Raw genomic sequence first — 26557 nt, 5'->3', positions numbered from 1 at the left:
TCAGCGGTCGGCGAAGATGCGCTGCCACACGGTCGGATCCGTGCGCGGCCCGCCCGGGGTGTCGGCGCCGTAGCGCTCGATCTCGGCGGCGAGGTCCAGCGGACGGGTCGGCGGCATTCCGGGCACCAACTCCTCCTCCACCCGGGCGTCCGGGACCAGCCAGCACACCTCGAACTCGATCCCGTCGGGATCGCGCGCGTACAGCGCCTTGGTCGAGCCGTGGTTGCTCGCCCCGGTCAGCGCACCCGCGGCCGACAGCCGTTCCCGCAACGCGGCGAGCTCGGAAAGGGTGCCCACCTCCCAGGCCAGGTGGTACAGACCGACGTCACCCGGTCGGCGCACCCCGGGCCCGTGCGGACTCTGGAACAGTCCGAGGTCGTGATCGTTCGCGGAGTCCCCCGCCTGCAGGAAGGCGGCTCCGGCGAACCCTCCGGGCAGCGGCCGGAAGCCGAGCACGTCGCAGTAGAAACCGAGGCTGCGCTCCAGGTCGGAGACGAACAGGACGGCGTGGTTCAGGCCTCGAATCATCGCGCTACCCCGTCGAACCGGTAGGTGACGCCGGTGAGGCGCTCGGACTCGCTCCACAGCGCCGCCGCGACGGCCCGGTCGTGGGACTTACCGCTCGACCGCACCACCTTCGGGTGGCCACGCTGCTCGAAGGGTCCGTCCGGACCGATGAAGCCGCCGGACACCGCCGACGGCACCGTCGCCGCGTACAACTCGGGCAGCGCTCCCATCGCGGCGCTCTGGGCGAACAGGTTCCCGACCCCCATCAACCGGTCCCAGATCGAGTGGGTGTGCGACTGCAGTCCCGTCGACGCGTAGCCGGGATGCGCGGCAAGCGATTTCACCGTCGATCCGGCGGCAGACAGCCGACGGTCGAGTTCGTAGGCGAAGAGCAGGTTCGCCAGCTTCGACTGGCCGTACGCGGGCCAGCGACCGTAGCGGCGCCGCTGCCAGTTCAGATCGTCGAGGTTGACGGTGCCGATGCGGTGCAGCGCGCTCGACATCGTGACCACCCGGTCGGTGATCCGGTCGAGGAGCAACCCGGTCAGTGCGAAATGGCCCAGATGGTTGGTACCGAACTGCATTTCGAACCCGTCGACGGTGGTGGACTTCGGAACCGCCATGACGCCCGCGTTGTTGATCAGCACGTCGACGGCGTCGACGCCGGCGGCGAACTCCCGCACCGAGGCCAGGTCGGCGAGGTCGAGGCGACGCACCTGGGCGTTCGCCCCGATCTGCGCCGCCACCGGTGCGGCCTTGTCGACGGTGCGGCAGGCCAGGATCACCGTTGCGCCGGCGGCACCGAGGGCCTTCGCCGCCTCCGCTCCGAGTCCGCTGTTGGCGCCCGTCACCACGAAGGTGCGGCCGGTCTGGTCACCGATGTCGTCCGCGGTCCATTTCCCCATGCGGTCAGCCTACGTCGCACCCGGCGCGCGGGGAGGGTGACGGGACCCCGGCGCGCGGGGTCGAGCGGCCCCGACCGCGGGCGGTAGGGTTCTCGGGTGCCCGCTGCCCCACTGCCCGTGCGCGACGGCCTGAACCCGACCCGGCTGCGACTGCCGGCCGACGACACCTGTACGACGGTGCTGGACTACCTGCTCGCCCGTTTCCCCGAGGACGCCGACCGCCTCCGGGAGAAGGTCGACGCCGCCGAGGTCGTGATCACGGACGGTACCGCCGTCACTCGCGAGACACCCTACCGCGCAAACACCTTCGTGTTCCTGTACCGCGACCCGCCGGCCGAGCCGCGAGTGCCGTTCGAGGTGGAGGTGCTGTACCGCGACGACGATCTGCTCGTCGTCGACAAGCCGCACTTCCTGTCCAGCACTCCGCGCGGACGTCACGTGGTGGAGTCGGCGCTGGTGCGCCTGCGGCGCGATCTCGACCTCCCGGACCTGACTCCCGCGCACCGCCTGGACCGGGTGACGGCGGGCGTCCTGATGTTCACGATCCGGCCGGAGGTGCGCCGCGACTATCAGGAACTGTTCGCGCACAGGCGAGTTCGCAAGGAGTACGAGGCGATTGCCCCCTTCGACCCGACGCTGACGCTGCCGGCGACCGTCCGCAGCCGGATCGTCAAGCCGGAGGGAGAACTGCGCTGCGTCGAGGTTCCGGGCGAGCCGAACGCGCAGACCCGCATCGAACTGATCGCCGCCCGTGCCGGACTGGGCCGGTATCGACTGGTCCCCGACACGGGCCGCATGCACCAACTGCGAGTGCACCTGAACTCGCTCGGGATCCCGATCGTCGGCGACAACTTCTATCCGACCCTGTACGACATCGCGCCCGACGACTACTCGAGCCCGCTGCAACTGCTGGCGCGGTCGCTCTCCTTCACCGACCCCAGGAGTGGGCGGCCGCGGGTTTTCACGAGCGGGCGACAGCTCGCCGCGTGGCCCTGACCAGGGACTCCACCTCCCTACTACGCAAAGTAGTGGGCTGCGTCACACTATCTTGCATCTCAAATGCAAGATTAATACCGTCGGGTCATGAGCCTTTCCGCAGCCTCCACCGAAGTCATCCGCGCGACCCTGCCCGCCGTCGGCGCGGCCATCGGGGACATCACCCCGCTCTTCTACAAGAAGATGTTCGCGGCCCACCCGGACCTCGAGCGCAACCTGTTCAACCGCGGCAACCAGGCGCAGGGCCAGCAGCAGAAGGCGCTCGCCGGCTCCATCGCCGCCTTCGCCGCGCTGCAGGTCAGCGAGGACGCTCCGAGCACCGACCTGATCATGTCGCGGATCGCGAACAAGCACGCCTCGCTCGGCATCACCGCCGACCAGTACCGGATCGTGCACACCCACCTGTTCGCGGCGATCGTGGAGGTGCTCGGCGACGCCGTCACCCCCGAGGTCGCGGCGGCCTGGGACGAGCTGTACTGGCTGATGGCCGACACCCTGATCGGCATGGAACACCGGTTGTACGCCGACGCGGGCGTGGAGGACGGGAAGGTCTGGCGCACCGTCACGGTGACCCGCCGGGTGCTGCAGTCGGCGGACACCGCCACCTTCGTCCTGAGGTCCGCGGACGATTCCCCCCTCCCCGACTACCTTCCCGGCCAGTACATCTCGGTGGCGGTGACGCTGCCGGACGGCGCCCGGCAGATCCGGCAGTACAGCCTCGTCGGCTCACCGACCGCCGACGACTGGCAGATCAGCGTCAAGGCGGTACCCGCGACGGCAGACGGGCCCGCCGGCGAGGTGTCGAACTTCCTGTACGACAACGTGTTCGAAGGCGACAGCCTGCAGGTCTCGCTGCCCTTCGGCGACCTGGTGCTCGAGCAGGGCGACGCCCCGCTGCTCCTGGTCTCCGCGGGCATCGGGTGCACGCCGATGATCGGCATCCTGCACCACCTGGCCGCCACCGCCGACGAGCGCCCGGTGTCGGTGCTGCACGCCGACCGCTCCCCCAGCCGCCACGCGCACCGCGCCGAACTGACCGAACTCGTGCAGAAGATCCCGTTCGCCACGATGCATCGCTGGTACGAGGACCTGGGCACCCGAGAGGAGCAGGGCACCACGTATCGCGGCCGCGCCGACCTGTCCGCCGTCGAGATCGCCGACGGCACCGATGTGTACCTGTGCGGGCCGATGCCGTTCATGCTCGCGGTCCGCGAATCCCTCCTGGCCCGGAACGTCCCCGCCGAGGCGATCCACTACGAGGTCTTCGGCCCGGACAGCTGGACCCCCGCCGCCCACTGAACCCCGAGGAACGCCCGTGGCCCCGACTCGACAGTCGGGGCCACGGGCGTTGTCGATCGTCGTCGGTCAGCCGGAGACGCCGGTGATCTCGTTCGGGATCTCGGCCAGTTCCACGCTCGCCACCACCGCACCGGTGGTCAGGTCCACGGCGTGCAGGGTCGTCGCCGCCGGTTCCGTCACGTAGGCGGTGGCACCCTCGACGAACAGCGTCGGCCGTGGGTCCTGCCACCGCACGGGTTCGGTCCACGCGTCGACGACGTCGATCGTGCGCGTGACGGTCGCGGTGACCGGATCGATCACGTGCAGCGCACCGTCGGTGCCGAGGACGAGCGCCTCGCCCTGCGGACCGCGGCCGAGCGACCGGAAGCTGTAGCTCGTGCCGAGGTCGACGGGCGTCAGGCGGTTCGCGACGGTGTCGAGCAGCATCACCCGCTGCGGCCGCTCCAACTCGGCGTCGGGCTCGGTCTTGTAGTCGCCGAGGACGATCGGCGACGCGTCGCTGCCTGCCTGATTCCCGATTCGCCCGTACGCATCGGGGCTCTGCACCTTGGTGATCACGCCGTCGCGGTGGACGAGGACGCCGTCCTGGCACCCGAAGACCAGTGCACCGTCCGCGGCCGCGGCCTCGCCGTGCACACCCGGGCACTGCTCGTTGCGGGTCACCTCGTTCCGGTCCCGGTCGAGGACGACGATGCCGGAGCGGGACGCCTCGTTGCCGATGGTGGTGACGAGTCCGCCGCCGGGCAGCGCGACGGCGACACCGTGGTGCGCCTCCGGGGTCTGCTCGACCCGCGTCTCGGGACGCCCCTCGGCCAGCTCGCGCGGGTCGAAGGACTCGATCCGTCCCGTGCCGTCCGCGAACAGCACCGTGACCCCGGCATGCGTGACCACGTGCCCGGGCCCGTCGGCGTCGAAGGACCAGTCAGCCAATACCGGTGGGGCCGTGTAGGAATGCCCGTGGTCGCCGTGCTGGTCGGTCCACGCTCCGGTGTCGAGCACCGCGAACCGCGATGCGGCGGTGATCAGTACGTGGCGCCCGTCCCCGGCGGGATCGAGTCGGGTGAACCCCTCGAGCGGGAACTCGTCGACCGCTTCGAGCGTGGCGGCGTCGAGGACGGTCACACCGCCGTCGTGGGTGACCGCGAGACGCGGCGTCGGCCCGGCCGCCTCCACGCGTGCCGCCGAGGTCGGCGCCGAGATGACGGCGGAGTCGGATTCGTCCGCGGAGGCCGAGCAACCGGCCAGAAGGAATGCGGTGGCGACCGCCGGAGCGACGCCACGAAGCGTTGAAGTCATGGCGCCAGCATCGGCGTTAATGAAAACTATTGTCAAAGTAGGTTATGTGCATGAATCGATTTCGCGACAGGCCGCGGAAGTATTGACCTATTCCAGAAAAGTGGGTCATATTGACGGTGTGTCCTCGACACGGAGCCTCGCAGGGCGACTGCGCGCAATGCAGCGACGAGCGACCCGACCCCGGGTCGCCCCGATGGCGGCGGTCCGTGTTCGGCGAGACGCCGACACCGGCGCGATCCACCGCGGAGCCCGAGCCGCCCCGCCCCGGATCCCGTCAGGTCATCTCGACCGTGCCGCTCGACAAGGCCGAGGCACACCGTCACATCTGTGATCACAGCCCGATCACCCACTCCCGAAAGGAACGTTGTGACTTCCGACAGCCGCCCACCGACACCCGACAACGACACCCGCAGCACCAGCGAGAGCGAGAACCCGGCCATCCCGTCTCCGACGCCGAAAACACATGCCCCGCTGACGAATCAGGACTGGTGGCCGGAACAGATCGACGTGTCGGTCCTGCACGCACACTCGCCGAAATCCAACCCGCTGGGCGCGGACTTCGACTACGCCGCCGAGTTCGCGAAACTCGACGTCGACGCCCTCAAGCGTGACCTGTTCGACCTCATGACCACGTCGCAGGACTGGTGGCCCGCCGACTACGGGCACTACGGCGGCCTGTTCATCCGGATGAGCTGGCACGCCGCGGGCACCTACCGGATCAGCGACGGGCGCGGCGGCGGCGGCCAGGGCGCTCAGCGCTTCGCCCCGCTCAACAGCTGGCCGGACAACGCGAACCTCGACAAGGCGCGCCGGCTGCTGTGGCCGATCAAACAGAAGTACGGCAACAAGATCTCGTGGGCCGACCTCCTGGTCTTCGCCGGCAACGCCGCCCTGGAATCGATGGGATTCGAGACGTTCGGCTTCGGCTTCGGACGCCCCGACATCTGGGAACCGGAGGAGGTGCTGTGGGGCCTCGAGGACGAGTGGCTCGGGACCGACCAGCGTTACTCCGGCGAGCGGGAACTGGCGAAACCGTTCGGCGCCACCACGATGGGCCTGATCTACGTGAACCCCGAAGGCCCCGAAGGCAAACCCGATCCGATCGCCGCGGCCTACGACATCCGCGAGACGTTCGGCCGGATGGCGATGAACGACGAGGAGACGGCCGCCCTGATCGTCGGCGGGCACAGCTTCGGCAAGACCCACGGCGCCGGTGACGCCGACCTCGTCGGCCCCGAACCGGAAGCCGCTCCGATCGAGCAGCAGGGCCTGGGCTGGAAGAGCTCGTACGGCACCGGAAAGGAGAAGGACCAGATCACCAGCGGACTCGAGGTGGTGTGGACGCCGACTCCGACCAAGTGGGACAACAGTTTCCTGGAGACGCTGTACGGCTACGAGTGGGAACTGACCCAGAGCCCCGCCGGCGCCTGGCAGTACACGGCGAAGGACGGAGCCGGGGCGGGCACCATTCCCGACCCGTTCGGTGGACCGGGACGTGCCCCGACCATGCTGGTCACCGACGTCTCGCTACGTGAGAGTCCGATCTACAAGGACATCACCCGCCGGTGGCTCGACCACCCCGAAGAGCTCTCCGTCGCGTTCGCCAAGGCCTGGTACAAGCTGCTGCACCGCGACATGGGACCGATCTCCCGGTACCTCGGTCCCTGGGTCCCGGAACCCCAGCTGTGGCAGGACCCGGTCCCCGCCGTCGACCACGCACTGGTCGACGACCAGGACGTCGCGGCGCTGAAGGGCAAGCTCCTCGAGTCGGGCCTGTCGGTGGCGCAGCTGGTCCGCACCACCTGGTCGGCGGCCGCCAGCTTCCGCGGCACCGACAAGCGGGGCGGCGCGAACGGTGCACGAATCCGGCTGGAGCCGCAGAAGAACTGGGAGATCAACGAGCCCGCGGAGCTCGCCCAGGTGCTTCCCGTGCTCGAGCGGATCCAGCAGGACTTCAACGCTTCCGCCGCCGGCGGAAAGAAGATCTCGCTGGCCGACGTGATCGTGCTGGCGGGCTCGGCAGCCGTCGAGAAGGCCGCACGGGACGCCGGATTCGACGTGACCGTGCCGTTCACGCCGGGACGCACCGACGCCACCCAGGAGCAGACCGACGTGGAGTCGTTCGCGGTGCTCGAGCCCCGGGCCGACGGTTTCCGCAACTACGCGCAGGAAGGCGAGAAGATTCCGCTCGAACGGCTGCTGCTCGAGCGGGCGTACCTGCTGAACCTGACCGCCCCCGAAGCGACCGTGCTCGTCGGTGGCCTGCGGGCGCTCGGCGTCAACCACGGCGGAAGCGGGCACGGGGTCTTCACCGACCGCCCCGGAACGCTGACCAACGACTTCTTCGTGAACCTGCTCGACATGGGCACGGAATGGAAGCCGTCCGAGTCGACGGAGAACGTGTACGAGGGCACCGACCGCGCCACCGGCGAGAGCAAGTGGACCGCCACGGCCGTCGACCTGGTGTTCGGCTCGCACTCGCAGCTGCGGGCACTCGCCGAGGTCTACGCGTCCGACGACGCGAGCGGCAAGTTCGTCGACGACTTCGTCGCCGCGTGGGCGAAGGTGACCGATCTCGACCGGTTCGACGTCTGATCCTCCGCCGCGCGAAAGGCCCCGCGGGACCACGGTCCCGCGGGGCCTTTCGCATACCGCGTTCGCCGGGCGTTCCGCCGCGGGGCAGGCCTTACAGTGTGCGAATGATGTCGCAACAGGGGTGGGAGCAGCGCACCGAATGGCCGATGGCCGGTGCCGCCCTCGCCTTTCTCGTCGCCTACAGCGTCCAGGTCCTCGTCCAGCCGACCGGCGCATGGGGCGCCCTGTGCGCCGCGGTGATCTCGGGCAGCTGGATCCTGTTCGTGGTCGACTACTTCGCCCGGCTGTACCTCGCCGAACGACGCCTGCACTGGTTCTTCCGTCACCTGCTCGAATTCGTGGTGGTGGTGTTGCCCGCGATCCGCCCGCTCCGCCTGCTGCGTCTGGTGGCGATGGTCACCGTCATGCAGCGCGCGATCGGTGGGGCGATCCGCGGCAAGGTGCTGATCTACACGATCGCGACATCGTCGCTGCTGATCTACGTCGCGTCGCTGGCGATGCTCGAGGCCGAACGCGGGCATCCCGACGCGACCGTGAACTCGTTCGGCGAGGCGCTGTGGTGGTCGATGACGACGGTGACCACCGTCGGGTACGGCGACTACTCGCCGGTGACGACAACCGGCCGGTTCATCGCCGCGGGCCTGATGATCGGCGGGATCAGCCTGATCGGTGTGGTCACCGCCACAATCGCGTCGTGGATCGTCGAGCAGGTCGCCGAGGAGGACAGCGCGAAGCAGGCGGCCACGGCGCGCGAGATCGAGGAGCTGCGGTACGAGGTCCGGCGCCTCACCGATCGTCTCCCACTCGACCCCCTCCGGGCGGAATGAAAAACGAGAAGAGCCCCGGCGTCGACACGATACCGGGGCTCTGATCTGCGTGATGGTGGCCAGGGCCGGGATCGAACCGGCGACCTTCCGCTTTTCAGGCGGACGCTCGTACCAACTGAGCTACCTGGCCGGGCGGCACCCGAACCGAATGCCATCGCTTGTGAAGCGACCCTGACGGGACTCGAACCCGCGACCTCCGCCGTGACAGGGCGGCGCGCTAACCAACTGCGCCACAGGGCCTTGCTCTATCTCTTTGTTCGAGAACCACTGGCTGTGGCTCTCCGTCTTGCTCGGATTGAAACTTAGCAGGCGAACCCGCTACTTCCAAAATCCGTACCCCCTACGGGATTCGAACCCGCGCTACCGCCTTGAAAGGGCGGCGTCCTAGGCCGCTAGACGAAGGGGGCCCACCGAATCTCTCCGGCAAGTACCCTCAACGGCTGGTCCGTTGGGAGCTCGCATAGCTTAGGACACTTCGTTCGCAGAACTCAAATCGGCTGGTCATAGCCTGTTTCTTGGTCGTTTTCGGCAGTGCCGGGCGCCATCGGGGTCAGCTCCTGCCAACCCTCGCGACGCCAGTTCTCCAGCCACTGCTCCGACGCCATCGCCTCGAGCACCACCCCGAACGCCTCCTCGAACCGGTCACGCAGGCCGGTGGTGTCGAGGGTCAGGTCGAGCATGTAGCGCTGGCCGGCCAGGCAGGCTCCGAGGACACGGCTGAACACCGCCGGATCGGCGCCCGGCCGCAGCAACCCTTCGCGCTGCGCCCGCAGCACCAGCGCGTGCGCGGTGTGCCCCCACACCTGGCTTCCGCCGGCCCGGACCTCGGCGTAGAACTCGGGTTCGATGATCAGCCGGAACTCGGCCTGCACGATGACCTCGGTGGAAAAGCGCTCCGCCAGCTCCACGATGATCGCGTGCAGGATCTGGAACGGATCCGCGTCGAGGTTCTTCCACCGCTCGATCGCCTCGGTGTACCGCTCGAGCGCGGAGGCCAGCACGGCTCGCGCGAGATCCTCCTTCGATTCGAAGTGGAAGTACATCGCACCCTTCGTCGCGTGCGAGCCCTCGAGAATCGTGTTGACCGACGCTGCCGCGTATCCCCGACGCGCGAACTCGACAGCTGCGGCGTCGACGATCGCGGCGCGCGTACGTCGCGCGCGTTCCTGTTGACGTGCCATGTGAGCTTGTCTCGCCTCCGAAACCTGCAAGTCGTGTTTTCCGCCCCGACAGGTCACCAGAAGACCTCGACTCCACACTAACCCCGTTGGCGGCGGATTGACCGGCATCTGGAAGGCAGGCTTCTTACTCGCGAGTAGGTTCCGGGCGCGATCGAGAACACACCGGGTGGTACGCTTTTCCCAACTCGGGTGCGCCGCAGGGGGGTGCGCACCCGAGCCGCCACCCCGCCGGCCGCGTCACAGCCAGCCGCGTCGCTTGAAACTCCCCCACAGCCCGAATCCGAGCCCGAGCAACAGCACCGCACTGAGCCAGAACCCCGCCGACTCGCCGAATCCGGGGAACGGGACATTCTGCCCGAAGTAGCCGGTCACGCCCGTCGGAATCGCGATGATCGCGGCCCACGCCGTCAGCTTCTTCATGATCTCGTTGAGCGAATTACCTTGCATGGCAAGGTGAGTGGCGAGAATCGACTCGATCGTGTCGCGCAGACCGTCGATCCGCTCCGTGGCGCGCAGGGTGTGATCGTAGACGTCCTGGTAGTAGGGGACCATCTCGCCGTCGAGGACGTGCGCGCCCTGCCGCAACAGCGCACTGAACGCCTCGTTCATCGGCAGCACCGCCCGCCCGAGATGTGCGACCGCCTTGCGCAGCACGAAACTGCGCAACTGGACGGCATTCTTCGGGCCGCCGCCGAGTAACAGCTCGTCCTCGAGAGACTGAATCTGATCGTCGAGGGTGTCGATGGCCTCGAAGTAGCCGTCGACGACCGCGTCGAGGACGGTGTGCAGCAGGAATCCCACTCCGTAGGCCACCAGATCCGGATTGTCGTCCCAGTCCGCGAGGATCGGGTCGAGCGCGAACCGCTCGTCGCCGCGGATCGTGATCAGTGCCCGCGGGAGGATGAAGATCGACAGGTCCGTGCCGTCGAGTCGGTCGGTCGCGGCGTCGAAGCGGACCGCGCGGGTGTGCAGGAGGCTGTGGTCGCGGAACCGGACCAACCGCGGCCGCTGACGACCCGAGATGGCCCCCTCGACCGCGAGCGGATGCAACTCGACCTCCCCACCGACCAACGGCGAGAGCGCCGCGATGTCCGGCACCGACGGGGCGAGCAGGTCCACCCAGATCAGTGCCCCTGCGTCCGCCCGGTGTTCGGCGAGCTCCTCGAGCGGCAGGTCGGTCCCCACCAGCACCCCGTCGACGTACAGCCGGTTGCGCACCGCGCAGGCCACCCGCACGCGCTCGCCCTCCGGTCGTTCCATGTGTCCCATCCTCGCGTGCGCACCGGCGATTGCAGCGAAACCTGGCCTTCCGCGCGCCCTCGCCGAATCTCGTAAGTCTTGCTGTCTACTCTCTGCGAGCTGCGGGCCGTTCTTCCCGGAATACGATGGCAGTTAAGTCAGCTAAACTTATCGAGTACTGCCCGCGTAGACCCCGAACCGAGGCACCATGACCGACACCGCGGACGCGATCGAACTCCGCGAGAACATCGCCACCTTCTTCCGCCGACTCCGCTCCCAGCGCGCCGAACACATGCTCACGCCGTCGCAGCTGCAGGCACTCGGACACCTCGAACGCGGCGGGTCGATGACGGCGTCCACGCTCGCCACCCACGAGCAGGTCACCCCGCAGTCCATCTCGCGTACCGTGGCCCTGCTCCTCGACGCCGGCGCCATCGCCCGCGAGGCCGATCCCGCCGACGCCCGCGCCAGCCTCCTCACCCTCACCGACCACGGCCGTGCGGTGCTGGCCGCGGACCGCGAACGCCGCACCCGCTGGCTCGCCGCCGCCCTCGACGCCGACTGCACCGAAGCCGAACGGGAACTGCTCTACATCGCCGGACGCATCCTGCGGCGACTCGGCGCGGAGCAGCCGGTGGAGCCGCAGCTGTGACCAGCGTCGTCGACACCCGCGACCGCGCCGTCCCCCGCCGGCTCAGCGTCGGCCTGGGCTCCGGAACGATCCTGCAGCCGCTGAACTCGTCGATGATCGCCGTCGCGATCGTCGGCATCGGCGTCCACTTCGGAACCACCACGGGCACCGCGTGGGTGATCTCCGCGCTGTACATCGCCACGGCGGTCGCCGCACCGACCGCCGGACGGCTCGGCACCCTCTTCGGTGCGCGCCGCGTCTACCTCGGCGGACTGGTCCTGGTCGCCGCCGGTGCACTCGCCGGCGCGCTCGCCCCCAGCCTGGGCTGGCTGATCGCCGCGCGGGTCCTGCTCGGTCTCGGCACCGCCACCCAGTACCCGACGGCGATGACGATCGTCCGGCAGTACTCCGAACGCGTCGGCGCCCAGCCGCGCACCGCGATCGCCACCCTCGCCGCGTGCGCGCAGGTCGTGGTCGCGCTCGGCCCGACACTCGGTGGACTGCTCGTCGGCGCCTTCGGCTGGCAGTCGATCATGTGGGTGAACCTCCCCGTCGTCGTGATCTCCGCCACCTGGGTGCTCGCCGTGGCGCCACCCGACGGGCCTCGCGAGACGCGCGGCAGCACCCGCGCCGTCCTCCGGTCACTCGACCCGGCCGGGACGGTGCTGTTCGTGGCGGGCACGTCGACGCTGATGCTGTTCCTGCTGTCGCTCACCAGCACCCCGCTGTGGTGGACGGCCGCGGTGTCGACGGCGACGTGGCTGCTCTTCGTCGGCTGGGAGGCGCACTACCGGGAACCGTTCATCGACGTGCGAGCACTGGTCGCCAACCGCGTCCTGAGTGCCACCCTCGCCCGCACCCTCGTCACCTACACCGCGTTCTACTGCATCTTCTTCGGGCTGCCTCAGTGGCTGCAGAGCGGACCGGGTTTCTCCCCCGCGACGGCCGGGCTGCTGATGCTGCCGGTCGCCGGCGTCGGGGTCTTCGCCACCATGACGGCCTCCCGCCTCTACGGCCGCTACGGCGCGCGCCCCACCCTGTTCGTCGGTACCACGGGCCTGCTGGCGGGCGGCCTGCTGCTCGCGTTCGTCGAGAGCTCCTCGACCCCGATCTGGGGAATCCTGATCGTCTCCGCGGTCGTCGGCATCCCCAACGGGTTCAACAACATGGCCAACCAGAACCTCGTCAACGCGTCCTCCGGCGTCGGCGACGTCGGCACCGCCATCGGGATGTACCGGACGATCCAGTACGTCGGCGCGAACCTCGCCGCGGTCGTGATCGAGGTGACCATGCACGGCGGACCCGACGACACCGGGCTGCACCGCACCGGTGTCGTCATCGCCGTGATCGGCGCCGCGCTCCTGGCGGGGGTGCTGTTCTCGCGGTCACTACGCGCACACTAGACTTCAGCAGCACTGCCCCTTTAGCTCAGTTGGTAGAGCTACGGACTTTTAATCCGCAGGTCCTCGGTTCGAGCCCGAGAGGGGGCACCACTCTGGCCAGGCGATGCCTGGCCAGTTTGCGTTTCAGGGGTTTTCGGGACCGGGAGCCGGCCCGGTCATCCTCCGGGTGCCCTGCGGCCGGGGATATCGTTGTCCCGGCTGTGCACTCCGGGACCCGCAGGACCCGTGAGCGTCCCGACGACACGCGATGGGTTGTGGGTCATGGTGGAACGGTTGGGTGAGCGGTGCGCGGTTCGCCTCCCGTGCACGCCGCGACAGCAGGATCCCGCGGTACCGACATGACGTGGGCGTTACCCGCGATCGCTGCGGTCCTGCTCGCCTACTCGGCGATCTCGAGGCGCACCGCGGGAACTCCGATCACCGGCCCGATCGTCTTCACGGCCGCCGGCCTCCTCCTCGGCGGAACCCTGGCAGGGCTGATCGACGTGCACGTCACCGCCGAGACGGTGAAACTGCTCGCCGAGGTGACCCTCGGGCTGGTGCTGTTCTCCGACGCATCCCGCGTCGACCTGTCCGCGCTGCGCACCGAGATCTCCCTTCCCGCGCGACTACTCGGGCTGGGCCTGCCCCTGACCATCGTGGCGGGTTTCGGCGCCGCGCTGGTCCTGCTCGGCGACCTCGCCTGGCCCGAGGCACTGCTGCTCGCGGTGATCCTCGCCCCGACCGACGCCGCCCTCGGGCAGGCCGTGGTGACACTTCCGATGCTGCCGTCTCGGGTGCGTCAGGGGCTGAACGTCGAAAGCGGGCTCAACGACGGGATCTGCGTGCCGCTGTTCCTCGTCGCCCTGGCGATCGCGCACGCCGAAGCGGGGGCCCTCGGGGGCGGCGCAGCGGTCCGGCTGGTCTTCGAGCAGATCGGGTACGGCATCCTCGCCGGCCTGGTTGCCGGGGTGGCCGCCGCGGCGATCCTGGTCACCGCCGGCCGCCGCCACTGGATCGACCCGTTGTGGGCGCAGATCATTCCCGTGACGGCGGCCGCGCTCGCCTACACCGCAGCCGTGCCTCTGGGTGGCTCGGGGTTCATCGCCGCGTTCGTCGGCGGGCTGGCCTTCGGCGCGCTCCGCCACCGCGCCGCCGACGACCGCGACGGTGACGGTGACGGTGACGAGAACGACGCCGACATGCTCGACGAGGCCGGCGACCTGTTCAGCGCCGTGACCTTCATCGTCTTCGGCGCCGTCGTCCTCGGTCCCGCGCTCGGGCACCTGTCCTGGGCGGTGTTCGGCTACGCCGTCGTGAGCCTGACCGTCGTCCGGATGGTTCCCGTCGCGCTGTCGCTGATCGGGACGCACCCCCGAGGACCGACCGTCGCCTTTCTCGGCTGGTTCGGTCCCCGGGGACTCGCCACCGTCGTCTTCGTCATCCTCATCGTCGAAGAATCCGCCACCCTGCCCCACGAAGATCTGCTCGTGACCACCGCCGTCGTCACCGTCGGGCTCTCCGTCCTGGCCCACGGTCTCAGTGCCGCGCCCCTCGCCGCCCGCTACGCGGCGTGGTCTCACCGTCAGTAGAAGAGGGTGCGGCGCAGCAGCATCGACAACCGCTTGCACTCCCGTTCGTATCCTGCCGTCCAGATCCGGTTCCGCCACTGGCTCAGGGGGACGTCCCACGCGCCGACGTAGTCGGTGATCTCCCTGTTGAAGCTGCGTTTGAACGTGCCGATGCCGTAGAAGTAGTGGTCCGGGTTGTCGGCCTCGGCCGACGGCGGTGTGCCGCACAGGTCGTACTCGAGCGCACCGGCCTCCTTGGCCCACCGAACGACCGCCCACTGCAGGGCGTGACCGATGCCCTGCGAGCCCAGCCCGTTGGTGGCGGAGTCGCCGGGAGACTTGCGCACCGACCCCTTGTGCAGGCCGATCGCCTTGGCGCCCAGCCTCATCTCGAAGGACGCCGTCGCGACCTTCCCGTCGCTGCGGGCGAAGAACATCTGCCCGTTGCCGCTCGCGGCGTACCGCTGGTAGGTGAACCGGCTGTACTCGCGACTGCGGACACCGAACCGCCCGTCGCCGGTCTGGGCGACCAGCTCGTACAGGATGTCGCAGTTCTCGTCGGTGGCCGGTACACGCTCGACCTGCACGCCGTCCCGGGCCGCGCGTTTGAGCGCCCGGCGCGCACCCTTGCTGAAGCCGGCGAGGATCTCGTCCTCGGTGCGGTCCAGGTCCACGATCACCGTGTGCTTGTTGGGCGTGACCTGTCCGGCGGGCCGGTAGCCCTCGGCGAGCAGTCGCCGCGTCGTCTCCGCGTCGGCCTCGACGCGGGGGTCGATGCGAAGCACGAAGGCGCCCTGCGTGGCCGCGTAGAACGCCAGTGCCTGCGCCTTGGGCAGCACCTCGGCGATGGTCGCCCCCGACGGACCGCTCGGCACGATCCACAGGGGTCCGAGCAGGGGAACGTTCTTGACGTGGACGGTCACGGCGTCGTCGCCGACGAACAGGTACCGGATCGCGTATCCGAGGGTTTCCTTGGCCTTCGCGTTGTCCTGGCCCCGCCAGACGTCTCCTCCGTCCGCGGCTCTCGTGACGTGTTCGTCCCATCGCTCCACCTCGAGCGGATTCGCCTCGCGTACAACCCCGACCTGGTCGGACACCGTCACAGCGCCACTCCTCATCCCGCGGGCGGGTGTGACCGCCCGGACTCGTCCACCGAATTCCTCGGCGGTCCCGGGCCGGCTGCTTCGTGTCGCAGCCGGTCACCGGCGTTGTTCCATCGGTGGTGACATCGATCCCTCCGACGCGGACGTTTCGCCGAATCGGCCGTCGAACGCATGACATGCACACGCCGGACATGTTGGTGTGACGCGGATTTCGGGACAGTTCCGTGACGCGAGATCGTCCGTTGCACCCACACTTCACTCGTGACGCACAGTGCGGCAACGAGATTCGAAGAACCGAGGGTCGCAGCGTCCCGCCGCGGCGAGGTCCCGCGCGAGACTCGACTTGGTAACGCTTCCCGCCGCCACCCCGACAGGGTTTTCCGAACGACGACCCGTCTGCTACCACTGAGAGGGTGGCGATCGGAGCACATCGGCCACATCGATTACGAGTCAAGTTGATTCGCAATCGCACGGGGGCGGTGTCGCCTGCTCACGAGGACTTCGACGTGCCCGAGTGGCAGAGAGCGATGACGAGACACTTCGACGTCACGGCCCCCGCCCACCCGCGTTCCGCGACGTTGCCCCGCCCCTCCGCCGGGTCTGTCGCCGACGCCGCAACGCAGTGCTCGACCGACGCCGCCCTCGGCCATGCCACCTTCCGGACGCTCGGGGACATGGCGACCTCCGCCCTGACCGACGAGCAGGCCGCCTGCCTCGGACGCCTGGTCCGCATCGTCAACGGTCCCGCAGGCCTTCCCGGCGGCTTCGACACCGCCGAGGAGCTGTACCGCAGCCACCTCGCCACCTGGTTCGCCGCGGCCACCGGGCAGCAGACCCGTGCTGCGGTGCAGCGCGCACTGGACGGCCTCCGCACGCCTGCAGCCACACCCTGACCCGGTCGCGAACACCGCGTTCGGGCAATCCGGTCGACCCGGATCTTCCGGGTCGACACCGCGCTCGATCCGGGATCAGAATGGTTCACGGGGATCGACGAGCGCTGGGAGGTCACCATGACTGTCAATGTCGAAGACGCACGCGAGAACTACGCGAGTGCCCGGGACGCCGAACACATCCGGGAGGTGCGCCGGGACATCCTGGTCGTGACCACGGGCGTCGCGCTGGTTCTGCTCAGCATGTGGGTGCCCGTCCACGGCGACCTCCAGATCACCGGCACGATGCTGATCCTGGGCATGATCGCCTACTCGGTCGGCCTGTGGGCCATGACGACGGAGTCGCGGTCGAGCCACTGGGGTCTGGTGATCCTCGGGGTCGCACTGCTGCTCGCCCCGCTCGCGATGGTCTTCCCCAGCGGGACCGCCGTCGCCGCGGCCGTCGCCGTGGTGGCGGGCGCGATCATTGCAGCCGTGGGAGTGCTCGGCCTGATGAACCAGCGTCCGCAACGCGCCGTCGCGCAGCACCGCAGGTAGCGCCGGCCGTCTCGGCACGCCCGCCGCGGGCGAGGCGCACCGAGACGGCGAGTGCGAGAAGGAACAGCACGCCGACGCAGCCCGTCGCCCACGGCCACCCACCGAACTCGTAGGCGACACCGGCTCCCGCGCCCGCCACGCTCGAGCCCAGGTAGTACGCGCAGAGGTAGAGCGCCGACGCCTCCGCACGGTGCCGCGTGGCGAGCGACCCCACCCAGCTGCTGGCCACCGAGTGCGCCGCGAAGAATCCGCCGGTGAACAGCAGCAGCCCGACCAGCACCCACGGCAGCGACGGGGGGAGCATGCAGGCCAGTCCCGCGCCGCTGACGGCCACACCCGCGAGCAGCACCCGATACCTGCCGAGGCGGTCGGCGAGCCGGCCCGCCACCGACGACGTGACCGTGCCCACGAGATAGATCAGGAACACCAGACCGACCACCGTTTCCGGCAGCGCGAACGGCTCGTCCAGCAACCGGAAGCCGATGCAGTTGTAGACCGAGACGAACCCGCCCATCAGGATGAACCCGAGCAGGAACAGCAGGCGCAACCGGCGGTCACGCAGATGACCGGTCAGATTCGCCGCCAGCACCCGGGGGCCGACCGGCTGCGGTCGAAAGTGCCGCGACGCGGGCATCACCCGCGTCATCACCAGGGCGAAGGCCAGCGACGCCATCGCGGCCGCCTCCATCGCCCACCGCCAGGTCGAGACGTCGACCACCGCCGACGAGATCAGCCGCCCGGCCAGCCCGCCGATCGTCGTGCCCGCGACGTACCGTCCCATCGCCGCTCCGAGGGTGCTCCCCTGGACCTCCTCGGCGAGGTAGGCCATCGCCACGGCCGGGATACCGGCGACCGCGACGCCCTGTAGAGCCCGTCCCACGATCAGGATCTCGATCGACGGACTCAGCGGGAGCAGGGCACCGATCGCGGCGGACGCGATCGCCGACACCGTCATCACCCGGGTTCGTCCGAACCGGGCGGACAGCGCACTCGCCGGAACGATGACGAGCGCGAGCACGCCGGTGGTCGCGGACACCACGAGCGCCGCGGCGCCGGGCCCGACGCCGTAGTCCTCGGACAGCGCGGGCAGCAGCGCCTGCGCGGCGTACATGGAGATGAAGGTCGCGAGACCGGCGGCGAACAGGGACAGGGTGATCCGGCGGTATCCGGCCGTGCCCCGGCGGTACGGCTCGGTGTCGGGGTCGGCGACGATGCGCGTGTCGAGTGTCATGAGCACCTCCGCGACCCATCGTCGACCCCGATCCTTGATCCGCAAAATGCGGGAGACAAGCCTTTTTCATGTTCAAATTGCATATGCTGAGTTCAGAGCTGCGCTGGTTCGTCACGCTGGCCGAGGAAGGACAGGTGACCGCCGCCGCGGCCGAACTCGGGATCGCCCAGCCGACGCTCTCCCGCCGCCTCGCCGCGCTCGAACAGCGGATGGGGATCGACCTGTTCGACAGGCACGGGCGCCGACTGCGGCTCAACGTCCACGGCCGCCTGCTCTACGACCACGCGCGCCGCGCCCTCGACGAGCTCACCGCCGCCGAAGACCGGATCGCCGAACTGACGAGCGCCTCGGAGGGCACCGTCCGCCTGGACTTCCTGCATTCCCTCGGCCCCTGGCTGGTACCGGAACTCATCCGCGAATTCCGCGTGGATGCGCCCCGAATCCGGTTCGCACTGCACCAGGACGCGTCCGGACGCCTCGCCGAACGCGCGCTGGCCGGCCACAGCGACCTGGCCGCAGTGTCTCCGCGCCCGCGGGCCGAGGGACTCGCCTGGCTGCTCCTCGACCACCAGCAGCTCGCGCTCGCGGTCCCCGCCGGACACCGGTTGGCCGGTCGCGCCGACATGGATCTGACCGAGGCCCGCTCCGAACCGTTCATCGCCATGCACCCCAACTACGGGATGCGCCGGCTGCTCGACGAGGCCGCCGAGCGGGCGGGGTTCGCGCCCCGGATCGTGTTCGAGTCGAGCGAGCTGGCCACCGCGACGGGCCTGGTGTCGGCGGGACTCGGCGTCGCGCTCGTACCGGTGCGCGAGGCCGAACCCGAGCCGGCCGGGGTGGTGGCCGTCCCCCTGCGCGGCGCGTCCCGCGAGGTGGGGATGGTGTGGGCGTCGGGTCGCTCGCTCACGCCGCCCGCCGCCCGGTTCCGCGACTTCGTCGCCGCCCGGAGGGCGTGACACCCGCGTCGGTCGGCGGCGCGCGCAGCGTCCCCGGCCGGGACGCGCATAACGGTCACGCATCACACCCGGGGCGCCGAGCCGTCACGTCGGTAACACCGGCCACTCCGGCACCGATGAGTCGCGCAGGGCACCCGAATCGCGATCTACTTTCGCCGGCCGTGACCCGATGGAAGCAATTTCGAACATGGTTACGGTCCCGTAGGCTAGTTTGAGCCGGTTCCGCAACCCATGGAGGACAGTGATGGCCAGAGCGTTGACCCAACTCGAGTTGTTGAAGGAACTCGAACCCGTCGCCGAGGCAAACCTCAACCGCCACCTGTCCATGGCCAAGGACTGGCATCCCCACGACTACGTCCCGTGGGACGAGGGCCGCAACTTCGCCGCGATGGGTGGGGACGACTGGGCCGAGGAGCAGTCCCGCCTCGACCCCGTCGCGAAGGCCGCGATGATCACGAACCTGCTCACCGAAGACAACCTGCCCTCGTACCACCGGGAGATCGCGGAGAACTTCTCCCGGGACGGCGCGTGGGGCACCTGGGTCGGCCGCTGGACCGCGGAGGAGAACCGGCACGGCATCGTCATGCGCGACTACCTCGTGGTGACACGCGGCGTCGATCCGGTCGCCCTCGAAGATGCCCGCATGGTCCACATGACCAACGGCTACGCCTCCCCCGGCGAGACCGAGGGCCTGCTGCACTCCGTCGCCTACGTCACGTTCCAGGAGCTGGCGACCCGCGTCTCGCACCGCAACACCGGCAAGGCGTGCGACGACGACGTCGCGGACCGGATGCTGGCCCGCATCGCGGCGGACGAGAACCTGCACATGATCTTCTACCGCAACATCTGCGAGGCGGCTCTCGACGTCTCGCCGGACCAGGCGATCCTCGCCGTCAACGACATCGTCCAGCGGTTCGAGATGCCCGGCGCGGGCATGCCGAACTTCCGCCGCAACGGCGTCCTGATGGCCAAGCACGGCATCTACGACCTGCGCCAGCACCTCGACGAGGTCGTCATGCCGGTGCTGCGCAAGTGGAAGATCTTCGAGCGCACCGACTTCACCGGTGTCGGTGAGCAGGCCCGCGAAAGCCTGTCGGCGTTCCTCGACGACCTGGGCGTGCAGGCCTCGAAGTTCGAGGAGCAGCGCGACCGCATGCTCGCCCGCGAAGCCGCCAGGCGGGAGATGCAGGAACAGGCGTCCTGAGAATCGGGCGGTCAGCCCGGAACGGCTATCCTGTGCCCGGCACCGAACTTCGGTGCCGGGCACACTTTTTTCGAGGAATGTCGATGTCAACGCCTGACCACCCGCTCCGGATCGGCTCGCTGGAACTGCGCAGCCCCGTCGTCCTCGCCCCGATGGCGGGCATCACGAACGTGGCCTTCCGCACACTGTGCCGCGAGCTCGAGATGGAGCGTTCCGGGAGCACGTCGGGGCTGTACGTCTGCGAGATGGTCACCGCGCGGGCCCTGGTCGAGCGGCAGCCGGCGACGCTGCACATGACGACGTTCGGGCCGACGGAGACGCCGCGGTCGCTGCAGCTGTACACCGTCGACCCGGACACCACCTACGCGGCGGCGAAGATGATCGTCGACGAGAACATGGCCGACCACATCGACATGAACTTCGGCTGCCCCGTCCCGAAGGTCACCCGCAAGGGCGGCGGCGCGGCGCTGCCCTACAAGCGCACCCTGTTCGGGCGGATCGTGGCCGCCGCGGTCAAGGCCACCGAGGGCACCGACATCCCGGTGACGGTGAAGTTCCGGGTCGGCATCGACGACGAGCACCACACCCACCTGGACGCGGGCCGGATCGCCGCCGGAGAGGGTGCGGCCGCGGTCGCGTTGCACGCCCGCACCGCGGCGCAGCGGTACTCCGGCACCGCCGACTGGACCGAGATCGCACGGCTGAAGGAACACGTCACCGAGGTCCCCGTGCTCGGCAACGGCGACATCTTCGCCGCCGAGGACGCGGCCCGGATGATGGCGGAAACGGGCTGCGACGGCGTCGTGGTCGGGCGCGGATGCCTGGGCCGGCCGTGGCTGTTCGCCGAGCTCAGCGCAGCACTGAACGGGACCGCGATGCCGACACCGCCGACGCTCGGCGAGGTCGCCGCGATCATCCGCAGGCACGCGGAGTTGCTCGCCGATCACCACGGCGAGGACAAGGGCCTGCGCGAGCTCCGCAAGCACGTCGCCTGGTACCTGCGCGGGTTCCCGGCCGGTTCGGACATGCGGGTGGCGATGGCGATGGTCTCGACCCTCGACGAGTTGGACGGCCTGCTCGCGCAGCTGCCGCCGGACGTGCCGTTCCCCAAGGACGCCGAGGGCCCCCGCGGCAGGCAGGGCTCGCCGGGGACCGTCGCACTGCCCGACGGGTGGCTCGACGACCCCGACGACTGCCTCGTCCCGGCCGGCGCCGACCTCATGCATTCGGGCGGCTGAACTGCGCGGATTCGGCTCCACTAGCCACCGGCGGCCGGATCAGTATCATGTTGACACCGTCGCGAGCCGGCGGCGACGAGTCATGCCGGAACCGACCGCGAGAGATGTGAGGACACCAGTTGGGCGACGATCACGATCCGGGCTCAGCGCCCGAGGGTCGCGCCCCCTGGGAGAGACCGATTTCCCACGTCAGCAGGCCGGTCCCCCGCCCCCGTCCCGAGCCGCAGCGACCGGAACCGACCCGTCCGGAACCACCCTCCCCGGAACCGACCCGCGAGCCCAGTGACCGGCTCTCCGTCGCCGAACTGATGGAGCGCGTCGGCCGCGAGGACGAGGACCCGACCGTCGTCGCCTCCGCGGCCGTGGCCGCCGACGGGGAGCCGGCTCCCCGCAAGGCCACCGGCTGGATGTACCGGGCCGCACCGAAGGCGGTCGGCGCGGACGGACCGGCCCAGGTCGGGGTCCCGACCACGTCGCGGCTGGCGGCGAGCAAACTGCGCAGGAAACGTCGGCTGCGAGTGGTCGGGCGGACGGGCACGGCGCTGGTCGCGGTGATGGTCCTCGTCCTCACCGGCGTCGTGTGGGGGTACTTGCGTGCCACCGACAACGGATTCAGCCAGGTCGCGGCGCTGGACCTGGAGAGCACCGACGTCGTCGACCCCGGCGGACAGTACGGCGACGAGACGTACCTGATCGTCGGCACGGACACCCGGGCGGGCGCGAACGGGGGCGTCGGCGCCGGCACGGTCGAGGATGCCGAAGGCTCGCGGTCCGACACGGTCATCCTCGTCAACATCCCGGCCGACCGGAGCCGGGTGGTGGCGGTGTCCTTCCCCCGCGACCTCGACATCGTGCGTCCGAGCTGCCAGGCCTGGGACAACGACACCGGCACCTACACCGACGCGATCGACCCGGGCGCCGACAGCGACAAGCTGAACTCGGCGTACGCCTACGGCGGCCCCAAGTGCCTGGTCAAGGTGATCCAGAAGCTGTCCGGCCTGAAGATCGGGCACTTCATCGGAATGGACTTCTCCGGTTTCGAGTCGATGGTCGACGAGGTCGGCGGCGTCGAGGTCTGCACGATCACCCCGCTCGTCGACGACGAACTCGGCGTGGTGCTCCCGACCGCAGGAAGGCAGACCGTCAACGGCGCGACCGCACTGAACTACGTGCGCGCCCGGAAGGTCGAAGCCGAGGGCAACGGCGACTACGGACGCATCAAACGGCAGCAGATGTTCCTGTCGTCGCTCCTGCGCTCCGCGCTGTCGAACAAGGTGCTGTTCGATCCGGGCAAGCTCAACGGATTCATCACCGCCTTCACCCGCGACACGTTCGTCCAGAACGTCGACACCAAGTCGCTGGTGACGCTGGGCCGCTCACTGCAGAAGGTGGAGGCGGGCGCCGTCACCTTCCTGACGGTGCCGACCGCGGGCACCAACGACTACGGGAACGAGATCCCCCGCCTCGACGACATCGACGCGATCTTCCGCGCGATCATCGACGACGAGCCGCTGCCCGGCGAGGAGCGGAAGGCGGACACCGCGGCGGCGGGCACGTCCGCCCCCGCTGCCCCGCCGACCGCGGTCACCCCGCAGCCGACACCCGAGGTCCTGGCCCTCGACCCGGCCATGGTGTCCGTGCAGGTGTCGAACGCGTCCGGCGTGACCGGTGTCGCCGCTCAGGCCGCGGAGGTCCTCGGCGCACACGGCTTCTCCGTCTACAGCGTCGGCAACTACAGCGGAACCAGCTCGTCGACCCTGGTCCGGTTCGGTCCGGGCCAGGAGGCGGAGGCGGCGACCGTCGCCGCCGCCATCCCCGACGCGCAACTGGTCGAGACCGACGACCTCGACGGGATCGTCGACGTCGTGCTCGGCACCGACTTCGACGGCACCGTCGTGGCGCCGGCATCGGTGGGCACCGCACTGAACCCCGTCATCGTTCCGAGGTCGACCGTCATCTCCGGGACCACCGTCGAGGAATTGCCCGCGGACCTCGCGTTCACCAACGCCGGCGACGACACCTGCGCCTGAAACCGGTTCATTCCGGCCATGTCGGGCCTGACGTGCACCGTCATTCATCCGGTGTTCACCCTGTACTGGTGACGTGGCCCCCTTCGCGAACTAGGCTGTGAGCTCATGCGCGTGGCTTACAACGAACAGATGACCGAACTCGCCGACATGCTCGGCGAGATGGCGGGTCTCGCCGGATCGGCAATGGAGAAGGCGACCCAGTCGCTGCTCCAGGCCGATCTGACGCTCGCCGAGGCGGTCATCGGGGACCACGACCAGATCACCGAACTCAGCGTCGCGGCCGAGGAACGGGCGTTCGCCCTCCTCGCACTGCAGGCGCCGGTGGCCGGTGATCTGCGTTCCGTGGTCAGCGGACTCCAGATCGTCGCCGACATCGAACGCATGGGCGCCCTCGCCCTGCACGTCGCGAAGATCGCGCGCCGCCGACATCCGAACCACGTGCTGCCGGAAGAGGTCAACGGCTACTTCGCCGAGATGGGCCGTCTCGCCGTCGCCCTCGGTGCCGGCGCAAAGGAGGTCCTCGAGACCCGCGACCCCGAGCGCGCCGCGAAGCTCCGCGAGGAGGACGACGCGATGGACGACCTGCACCGGCACCTGTTCACGGTCCTGATGGACCGCGAATGGAAGCACGGTGTCGCCGCGGCCGTCGACGTCACCCTCCTCGGCCGGTTCTACGAGCGGTTCGCCGACCATGCCGTCGAGGTCGCCCGGCGCGTCATCTTCCTCGTCACCGGGAAGCTGCCCGTCGACCCCGAGGACTCCGGCGAACTCTGACCATCCCACCACCACGACGATGCCCCGGCCGGATCGGCCGGGGCATCGTCCTCTGTCACGGCGGGGTCAGCGCGGGGCGAGGGCGCGGACCATCGGCGCCGGATCCCCGTCCACCGTCAACGCGATCACCGGGGTCGTGACACCGGCATCGACGTACCGCTCGATGTGCTCCCGGCACTTCTCGGCCGGACCGTGCACGATCAGCTGGTCGACCACCTCGTCCGGGATCGCGGCGAGCGCACCCTTGCGGTCGCCCGCCTCCCACGCCGCCCACATCGGACCGAACGCCTCACCACGACCGAGCCATTCGTGGAACGCGCGGTAGACGGGCACGTTCATGTACGCGGCGATCATCCGCCGCCCGATGCCGCGGGCGGTGTCGGCGTCGAGGCCCGGCAGGACGAAGATGCGGGCGACGACTTCCGGATCCGACACCCCCTTCGACGCGGCGCCCTCCCGGACGTGCTTCGCGACGGTCGGCACGTCGTCGGCGCCGAGCCAGTTCACGATCGCACCGTCACCCTCCCGACCCGCGAGCCGCAGCATCGACGGACGCAACGCGGCCAGCAGCACCGGCGGCGCCGGATCAGCGACCACCGCGGGCACGAAACCGTCGATCTCGAACGTGTCGTACTTCGCGGTCACCTTCTCCCCGCGCAGCGCGGCATGCAGGAACCGCAGCGTGTCCCGCGCCCGCTTGTACGGCTCGTCGAACGCGATACCGTTCCACTTCTCGACGATGACGTTCGACGACGTGCCGATCCCGAGCGCGAACCGCCCCGGCGCCGCCTGCGCCAGAGTCGCCGCCGACATCGCCAACGTCGCAGGACCCCGCGTGTACACCGGCACGATCGCGGTGCCCAGCCTCAACTCCGGCGCCCACACGCTCGCCAACGCGAGCGGCGTGAACGCATCCGCCGCATTGGCTTCCGAGGACCACACATCGGTGTAACCGAGGCCCGGCAGCTCCGCGATCAACTCGCGCTGCTCCGCCACGGTACCGGGGAGCGGAATCGTCAAACCCCATCGCTTCTCAGTCATACGGACACCCTATTGGCCGTGGCCCGGCTACACAGATGCCTCGGCCGGGGCGCCGGGCATGATCGACGGGTGAAGTACAGCGAGACCTACCGGCACTCGGCGGGCATCTTCGCCACGACGTGCGGTCTGCTCGGCGCCGCGGCGGTGCTGGCCTCGGTGGTGCGCGTCGAGGTGCGTCCGGTGGTGCTGCTGGCGGGCTGGATGCCGGTGTGGGTCGGTGTCGCACTCGTCGGGGCGGTCGTCGCCGCCGCGGCAGGGCGGTGGGTCGCCCAGGCGCTGTGCATGGTGGTGTGCGTGCTCGGGGCCTGGCTCCTCGCCCCGCTGTACGTCCCCGACTCCGCGACCGTCGAGGGCCCGACGTTGACCGTCATGCAGGCCAATGTCAAACGGGGGCAGGCCGATCCGGCGCTCCTCGTCCAGACCGTGCGTGAGCGCAACGTCGACGTCCTCACGGTGCAGGAACTGACCGACGAGACCGTCGACGGCGTCGCGGCCGCCGGGATGGGGGACCTGCTGCCCCACCGGATCGAGATCTCGCACGGTCCGAGCGGCCTCGGCGGCGGCATCTACAGCCGGTTCCCGCTGTCGAACGTACGGGAGCTCGACGGCTTCCTGTCGTCGAACATCGTCGCGGACGTCGACGTCGGTCTCGGCGAGCCGGTGGCGGTGCTGGCCGTGCACCCGGCGCCCGCCTACCTGTTTCCCGCCCCGATGTGGGCGTCCGAACTGCGCGCCCTCGGAACGGAATTCGACACGCTCTCCGACCGCGACAACGTCATCGCAGTTGGCGACTTCAACGCGAGCTGGCCGCAGCGCCAGTACCGCGACCTGCTCACCGACGGTTACACCGACGCCGCCGACCAGGTGGGCGCCGGGCTGCTGCCGACGATGCCCGCCCACCGCTGGTACCCCGCCGTCACCGGCATCGACCGCATCGTCACCAAGGGCGCCACGGTGTCGGAACTCGAGCGGATCACCATCGCCGGTTCGGACCACCACGGGCTCGTCGCAGTGGTGGGGGGGGGGGGGGGGGGGGGGGGCGGGGGGGCCCCCACCCCGCCCCCCCCCCCCCCCCACAGCGCCCCGACGCCGACGACAGCGAGGGGCGGGCCGCCCTCGGCGCG

At 69.7% G+C, this 26557-nt stretch carries 23 protein-coding genes and 4 tRNA genes; 16 read left to right on the top strand and 11 right to left on the bottom strand.

Translation table 11 applies throughout. From position 1 onward, the window contains the following. Together ACFYVR_RS06860 and ACFYVR_RS06855 are read right to left on the bottom strand one after the other, a co-directional pair. Positions 1 to 528: a VOC family protein gene (locus tag ACFYVR_RS06860; protein WP_387471002.1), complete on the bottom strand. Its 528-nt coding sequence runs from the start codon at positions 526 to 528 to the stop codon at positions 1 to 3. Further along, entirely contained in the window at positions 525 to 1412 is an 888-nt protein-coding gene (locus ACFYVR_RS06855; RefSeq protein WP_387471000.1) for an oxidoreductase, read from the bottom strand. The genes ACFYVR_RS06860 and ACFYVR_RS06855 overlap by 4 nt, the downstream gene beginning before the upstream one ends. 96 nt (positions 1413 to 1508) lie before the next feature. Here ACFYVR_RS06855 and ACFYVR_RS06850 point away from each other — a divergent pair, with 96 nt between their 5' ends. Together ACFYVR_RS06850 and ACFYVR_RS06845 are read left to right on the top strand one after the other, a co-directional pair. Next, a complete protein-coding gene (locus ACFYVR_RS06850; protein WP_387470998.1) occupies positions 1509 to 2408 on the top strand; it encodes a pseudouridine synthase in 900 nt (299 codons plus the stop codon). Positions 2409 to 2495: 87 nt separating this feature from the next. Beyond that, a complete protein-coding gene (locus ACFYVR_RS06845; RefSeq protein WP_387470997.1) occupies positions 2496 to 3707 on the top strand; it encodes a globin domain-containing protein in 1212 nt (403 codons plus the stop codon). 66 nt (positions 3708 to 3773) lie between these two features. On the opposite strand, the gene aztD is transcribed toward ACFYVR_RS06845, so the two are convergent. Continuing rightward, a complete protein-coding gene (aztD, locus tag ACFYVR_RS06840) occupies positions 3774 to 5003 on the bottom strand; it encodes a zinc metallochaperone AztD (RefSeq protein ID WP_387470995.1) in 1230 nt (409 codons plus the stop codon). 366 nt (positions 5004 to 5369) lie between these two features. On the opposite strand from aztD, the gene katG reads away from it, so the two are divergent. Both katG and ACFYVR_RS06830 read left to right on the top strand, forming a co-directional pair. After that, complete coding sequence (katG, locus tag ACFYVR_RS06835; RefSeq protein WP_387470993.1) at positions 5370 to 7598, top strand: catalase/peroxidase HPI; 2229 nt, start codon at positions 5370 to 5372, stop codon at positions 7596 to 7598. A 104-nt stretch (positions 7599 to 7702) separates the two neighbouring features. Continuing rightward, positions 7703 to 8425, top strand: coding sequence for a potassium channel family protein (locus ACFYVR_RS06830; protein WP_387470991.1), 723 nt, complete (start codon positions 7703 to 7705; stop codon positions 8423 to 8425). A 53-nt stretch (positions 8426 to 8478) separates the two neighbouring features. Here ACFYVR_RS06830 and ACFYVR_RS06825 read toward each other — a convergent pair. The 5 genes from ACFYVR_RS06825 to ACFYVR_RS06805 all read right to left on the bottom strand — a co-directional run bounded on the left by ACFYVR_RS06825 (position 8479) and on the right by ACFYVR_RS06805 (position 10866). Further along, positions 8479 to 8555 (bottom strand) — tRNA-Phe (locus tag ACFYVR_RS06825). 36 nt (positions 8556 to 8591) lie between these two features. Continuing rightward, positions 8592 to 8665, bottom strand: a tRNA-Asp gene (locus ACFYVR_RS06820). A gap of 94 nt (positions 8666 to 8759) precedes the next feature. Continuing rightward, positions 8760 to 8832 (bottom strand) — tRNA-Glu (locus ACFYVR_RS06815). A gap of 81 nt (positions 8833 to 8913) precedes the next feature. Beyond that, the gene (locus ACFYVR_RS06810; protein ID WP_387470989.1) at positions 8914 to 9606 is read right to left on the bottom strand and encodes a ScbR family autoregulator-binding transcription factor; all 693 of its coding nucleotides are present in this window, start codon (positions 9604 to 9606) and stop codon (positions 8914 to 8916) included. Between the two features lie 237 nt (positions 9607 to 9843). Then, a complete protein-coding gene (locus ACFYVR_RS06805) occupies positions 9844 to 10866 on the bottom strand; it encodes a magnesium transporter CorA family protein (RefSeq protein ID WP_387470987.1) in 1023 nt (340 codons plus the stop codon). 187 nt (positions 10867 to 11053) lie between these two features. On the opposite strand from ACFYVR_RS06805, the gene ACFYVR_RS06800 reads away from it, so the two are divergent. From ACFYVR_RS06800 to ACFYVR_RS06785, 4 genes are all read left to right on the top strand, one after another. Further along, entirely contained in the window at positions 11054 to 11497 is a 444-nt protein-coding gene (locus tag ACFYVR_RS06800) for a MarR family winged helix-turn-helix transcriptional regulator (protein ID WP_387470985.1), read from the top strand. After that, positions 11494 to 12879 (top strand): MFS transporter, encoded by a 1386-nt coding sequence (locus ACFYVR_RS06795; RefSeq protein ID WP_387470983.1) that lies wholly within the window; start codon positions 11494 to 11496, stop codon positions 12877 to 12879. The genes ACFYVR_RS06800 and ACFYVR_RS06795 overlap by 4 nt, the downstream gene beginning before the upstream one ends. Positions 12880 to 12893: 14 nt before the next feature. After that, positions 12894 to 12969 (top strand) — tRNA-Lys (locus tag ACFYVR_RS06790). A gap of 248 nt (positions 12970 to 13217) precedes the next feature. Then, positions 13218 to 14450, top strand: a complete 1233-nt coding sequence (locus ACFYVR_RS06785; RefSeq protein WP_387470981.1) for a cation:proton antiporter — start codon at positions 13218 to 13220, stop codon at positions 14448 to 14450. Here the strand turns inward: ACFYVR_RS06785 and ACFYVR_RS06780 are convergent. After that, the gene (locus tag ACFYVR_RS06780; RefSeq protein WP_387470979.1) at positions 14444 to 15532 is read right to left on the bottom strand and encodes a lipid II:glycine glycyltransferase FemX; all 1089 of its coding nucleotides are present in this window, start codon (positions 15530 to 15532) and stop codon (positions 14444 to 14446) included. The two genes, ACFYVR_RS06785 and ACFYVR_RS06780, sit on opposite strands and share 7 nt — an antisense overlap. A 506-nt stretch (positions 15533 to 16038) precedes the next feature. Between ACFYVR_RS06780 and ACFYVR_RS06775 the strand changes: the two genes are divergently transcribed. Continuing rightward, entirely contained in the window at positions 16039 to 16425 is a 387-nt protein-coding gene (locus ACFYVR_RS06775; protein WP_387470978.1) for a hypothetical protein, read from the top strand. Positions 16426 to 16542: 117 nt separating this feature from the next. After that, a complete protein-coding gene (locus ACFYVR_RS06770) occupies positions 16543 to 16959 on the top strand; it encodes a hypothetical protein (protein ID WP_387470976.1) in 417 nt (138 codons plus the stop codon). Here the strand turns inward: ACFYVR_RS06770 and ACFYVR_RS06765 are convergent. Further along, positions 16886 to 18190: an MFS transporter gene (locus tag ACFYVR_RS06765; RefSeq protein WP_387470974.1), complete on the bottom strand. Its 1305-nt coding sequence runs from the start codon at positions 18188 to 18190 to the stop codon at positions 16886 to 16888. The two genes, ACFYVR_RS06770 and ACFYVR_RS06765, sit on opposite strands and share 74 nt — an antisense overlap. An 83-nt stretch (positions 18191 to 18273) precedes the next feature. On the opposite strand from ACFYVR_RS06765, the gene ACFYVR_RS06760 reads away from it, so the two are divergent. The 5 genes from ACFYVR_RS06760 (at position 18274) to phoU (ending at position 24392) form a co-directional block, all read left to right on the top strand. Then, positions 18274 to 19146 carry a LysR family transcriptional regulator gene (locus ACFYVR_RS06760; protein ID WP_387470972.1) on the top strand — a complete coding sequence of 291 codons (873 nt, stop codon included), beginning with the start codon at positions 18274 to 18276 and terminating at the stop codon, positions 19144 to 19146. A gap of 244 nt (positions 19147 to 19390) precedes the next feature. After that, positions 19391 to 20350, top strand: a complete 960-nt coding sequence (locus ACFYVR_RS06755) for an acyl-ACP desaturase (RefSeq protein WP_387470970.1) — start codon at positions 19391 to 19393, stop codon at positions 20348 to 20350. Positions 20351 to 20433: 83 nt separating this feature from the next. Then, a complete protein-coding gene (gene dusB / locus ACFYVR_RS06750; protein ID WP_387470968.1) occupies positions 20434 to 21588 on the top strand; it encodes a tRNA dihydrouridine synthase DusB in 1155 nt (384 codons plus the stop codon). Positions 21589 to 21707: 119 nt separating this feature from the next. Next, positions 21708 to 23618 (top strand): LCP family protein, encoded by a 1911-nt coding sequence (locus ACFYVR_RS06745; RefSeq protein ID WP_387470966.1) that lies wholly within the window; start codon positions 21708 to 21710, stop codon positions 23616 to 23618. Between the two features lie 105 nt (positions 23619 to 23723). Further along, a complete protein-coding gene (gene phoU, locus ACFYVR_RS06740) occupies positions 23724 to 24392 on the top strand; it encodes a phosphate signaling complex protein PhoU (protein ID WP_387470964.1) in 669 nt (222 codons plus the stop codon). A gap of 66 nt (positions 24393 to 24458) precedes the next feature. Here the strand turns inward: phoU and ACFYVR_RS06735 are convergent, their stop codons facing one another. Next, positions 24459 to 25433 (bottom strand): LLM class F420-dependent oxidoreductase, encoded by a 975-nt coding sequence (locus tag ACFYVR_RS06735; protein WP_387470962.1) that lies wholly within the window; start codon positions 25431 to 25433, stop codon positions 24459 to 24461. 69 nt (positions 25434 to 25502) lie between these two features. On the opposite strand from ACFYVR_RS06735, the gene ACFYVR_RS06730 reads away from it, so the two are divergent. Continuing rightward, a partial coding sequence (locus tag ACFYVR_RS06730; RefSeq protein ID WP_387470960.1) for an endonuclease/exonuclease/phosphatase family protein occupies positions 25503 to 26557 on the top strand: 1055 nt, incomplete at its 3' end.

Origin of the sequence: Rhodococcus sp. NPDC003318 (assembly GCF_042879035.1) — a bacterium.
Lineage (GTDB): Bacteria > Actinomycetota > Actinomycetes > Mycobacteriales > Mycobacteriaceae > Rhodococcus_G.
The sequence above is the reverse complement of the archived record's forward strand: the minus strand, read 5'-3'. Positions and strand labels throughout refer to the sequence as shown.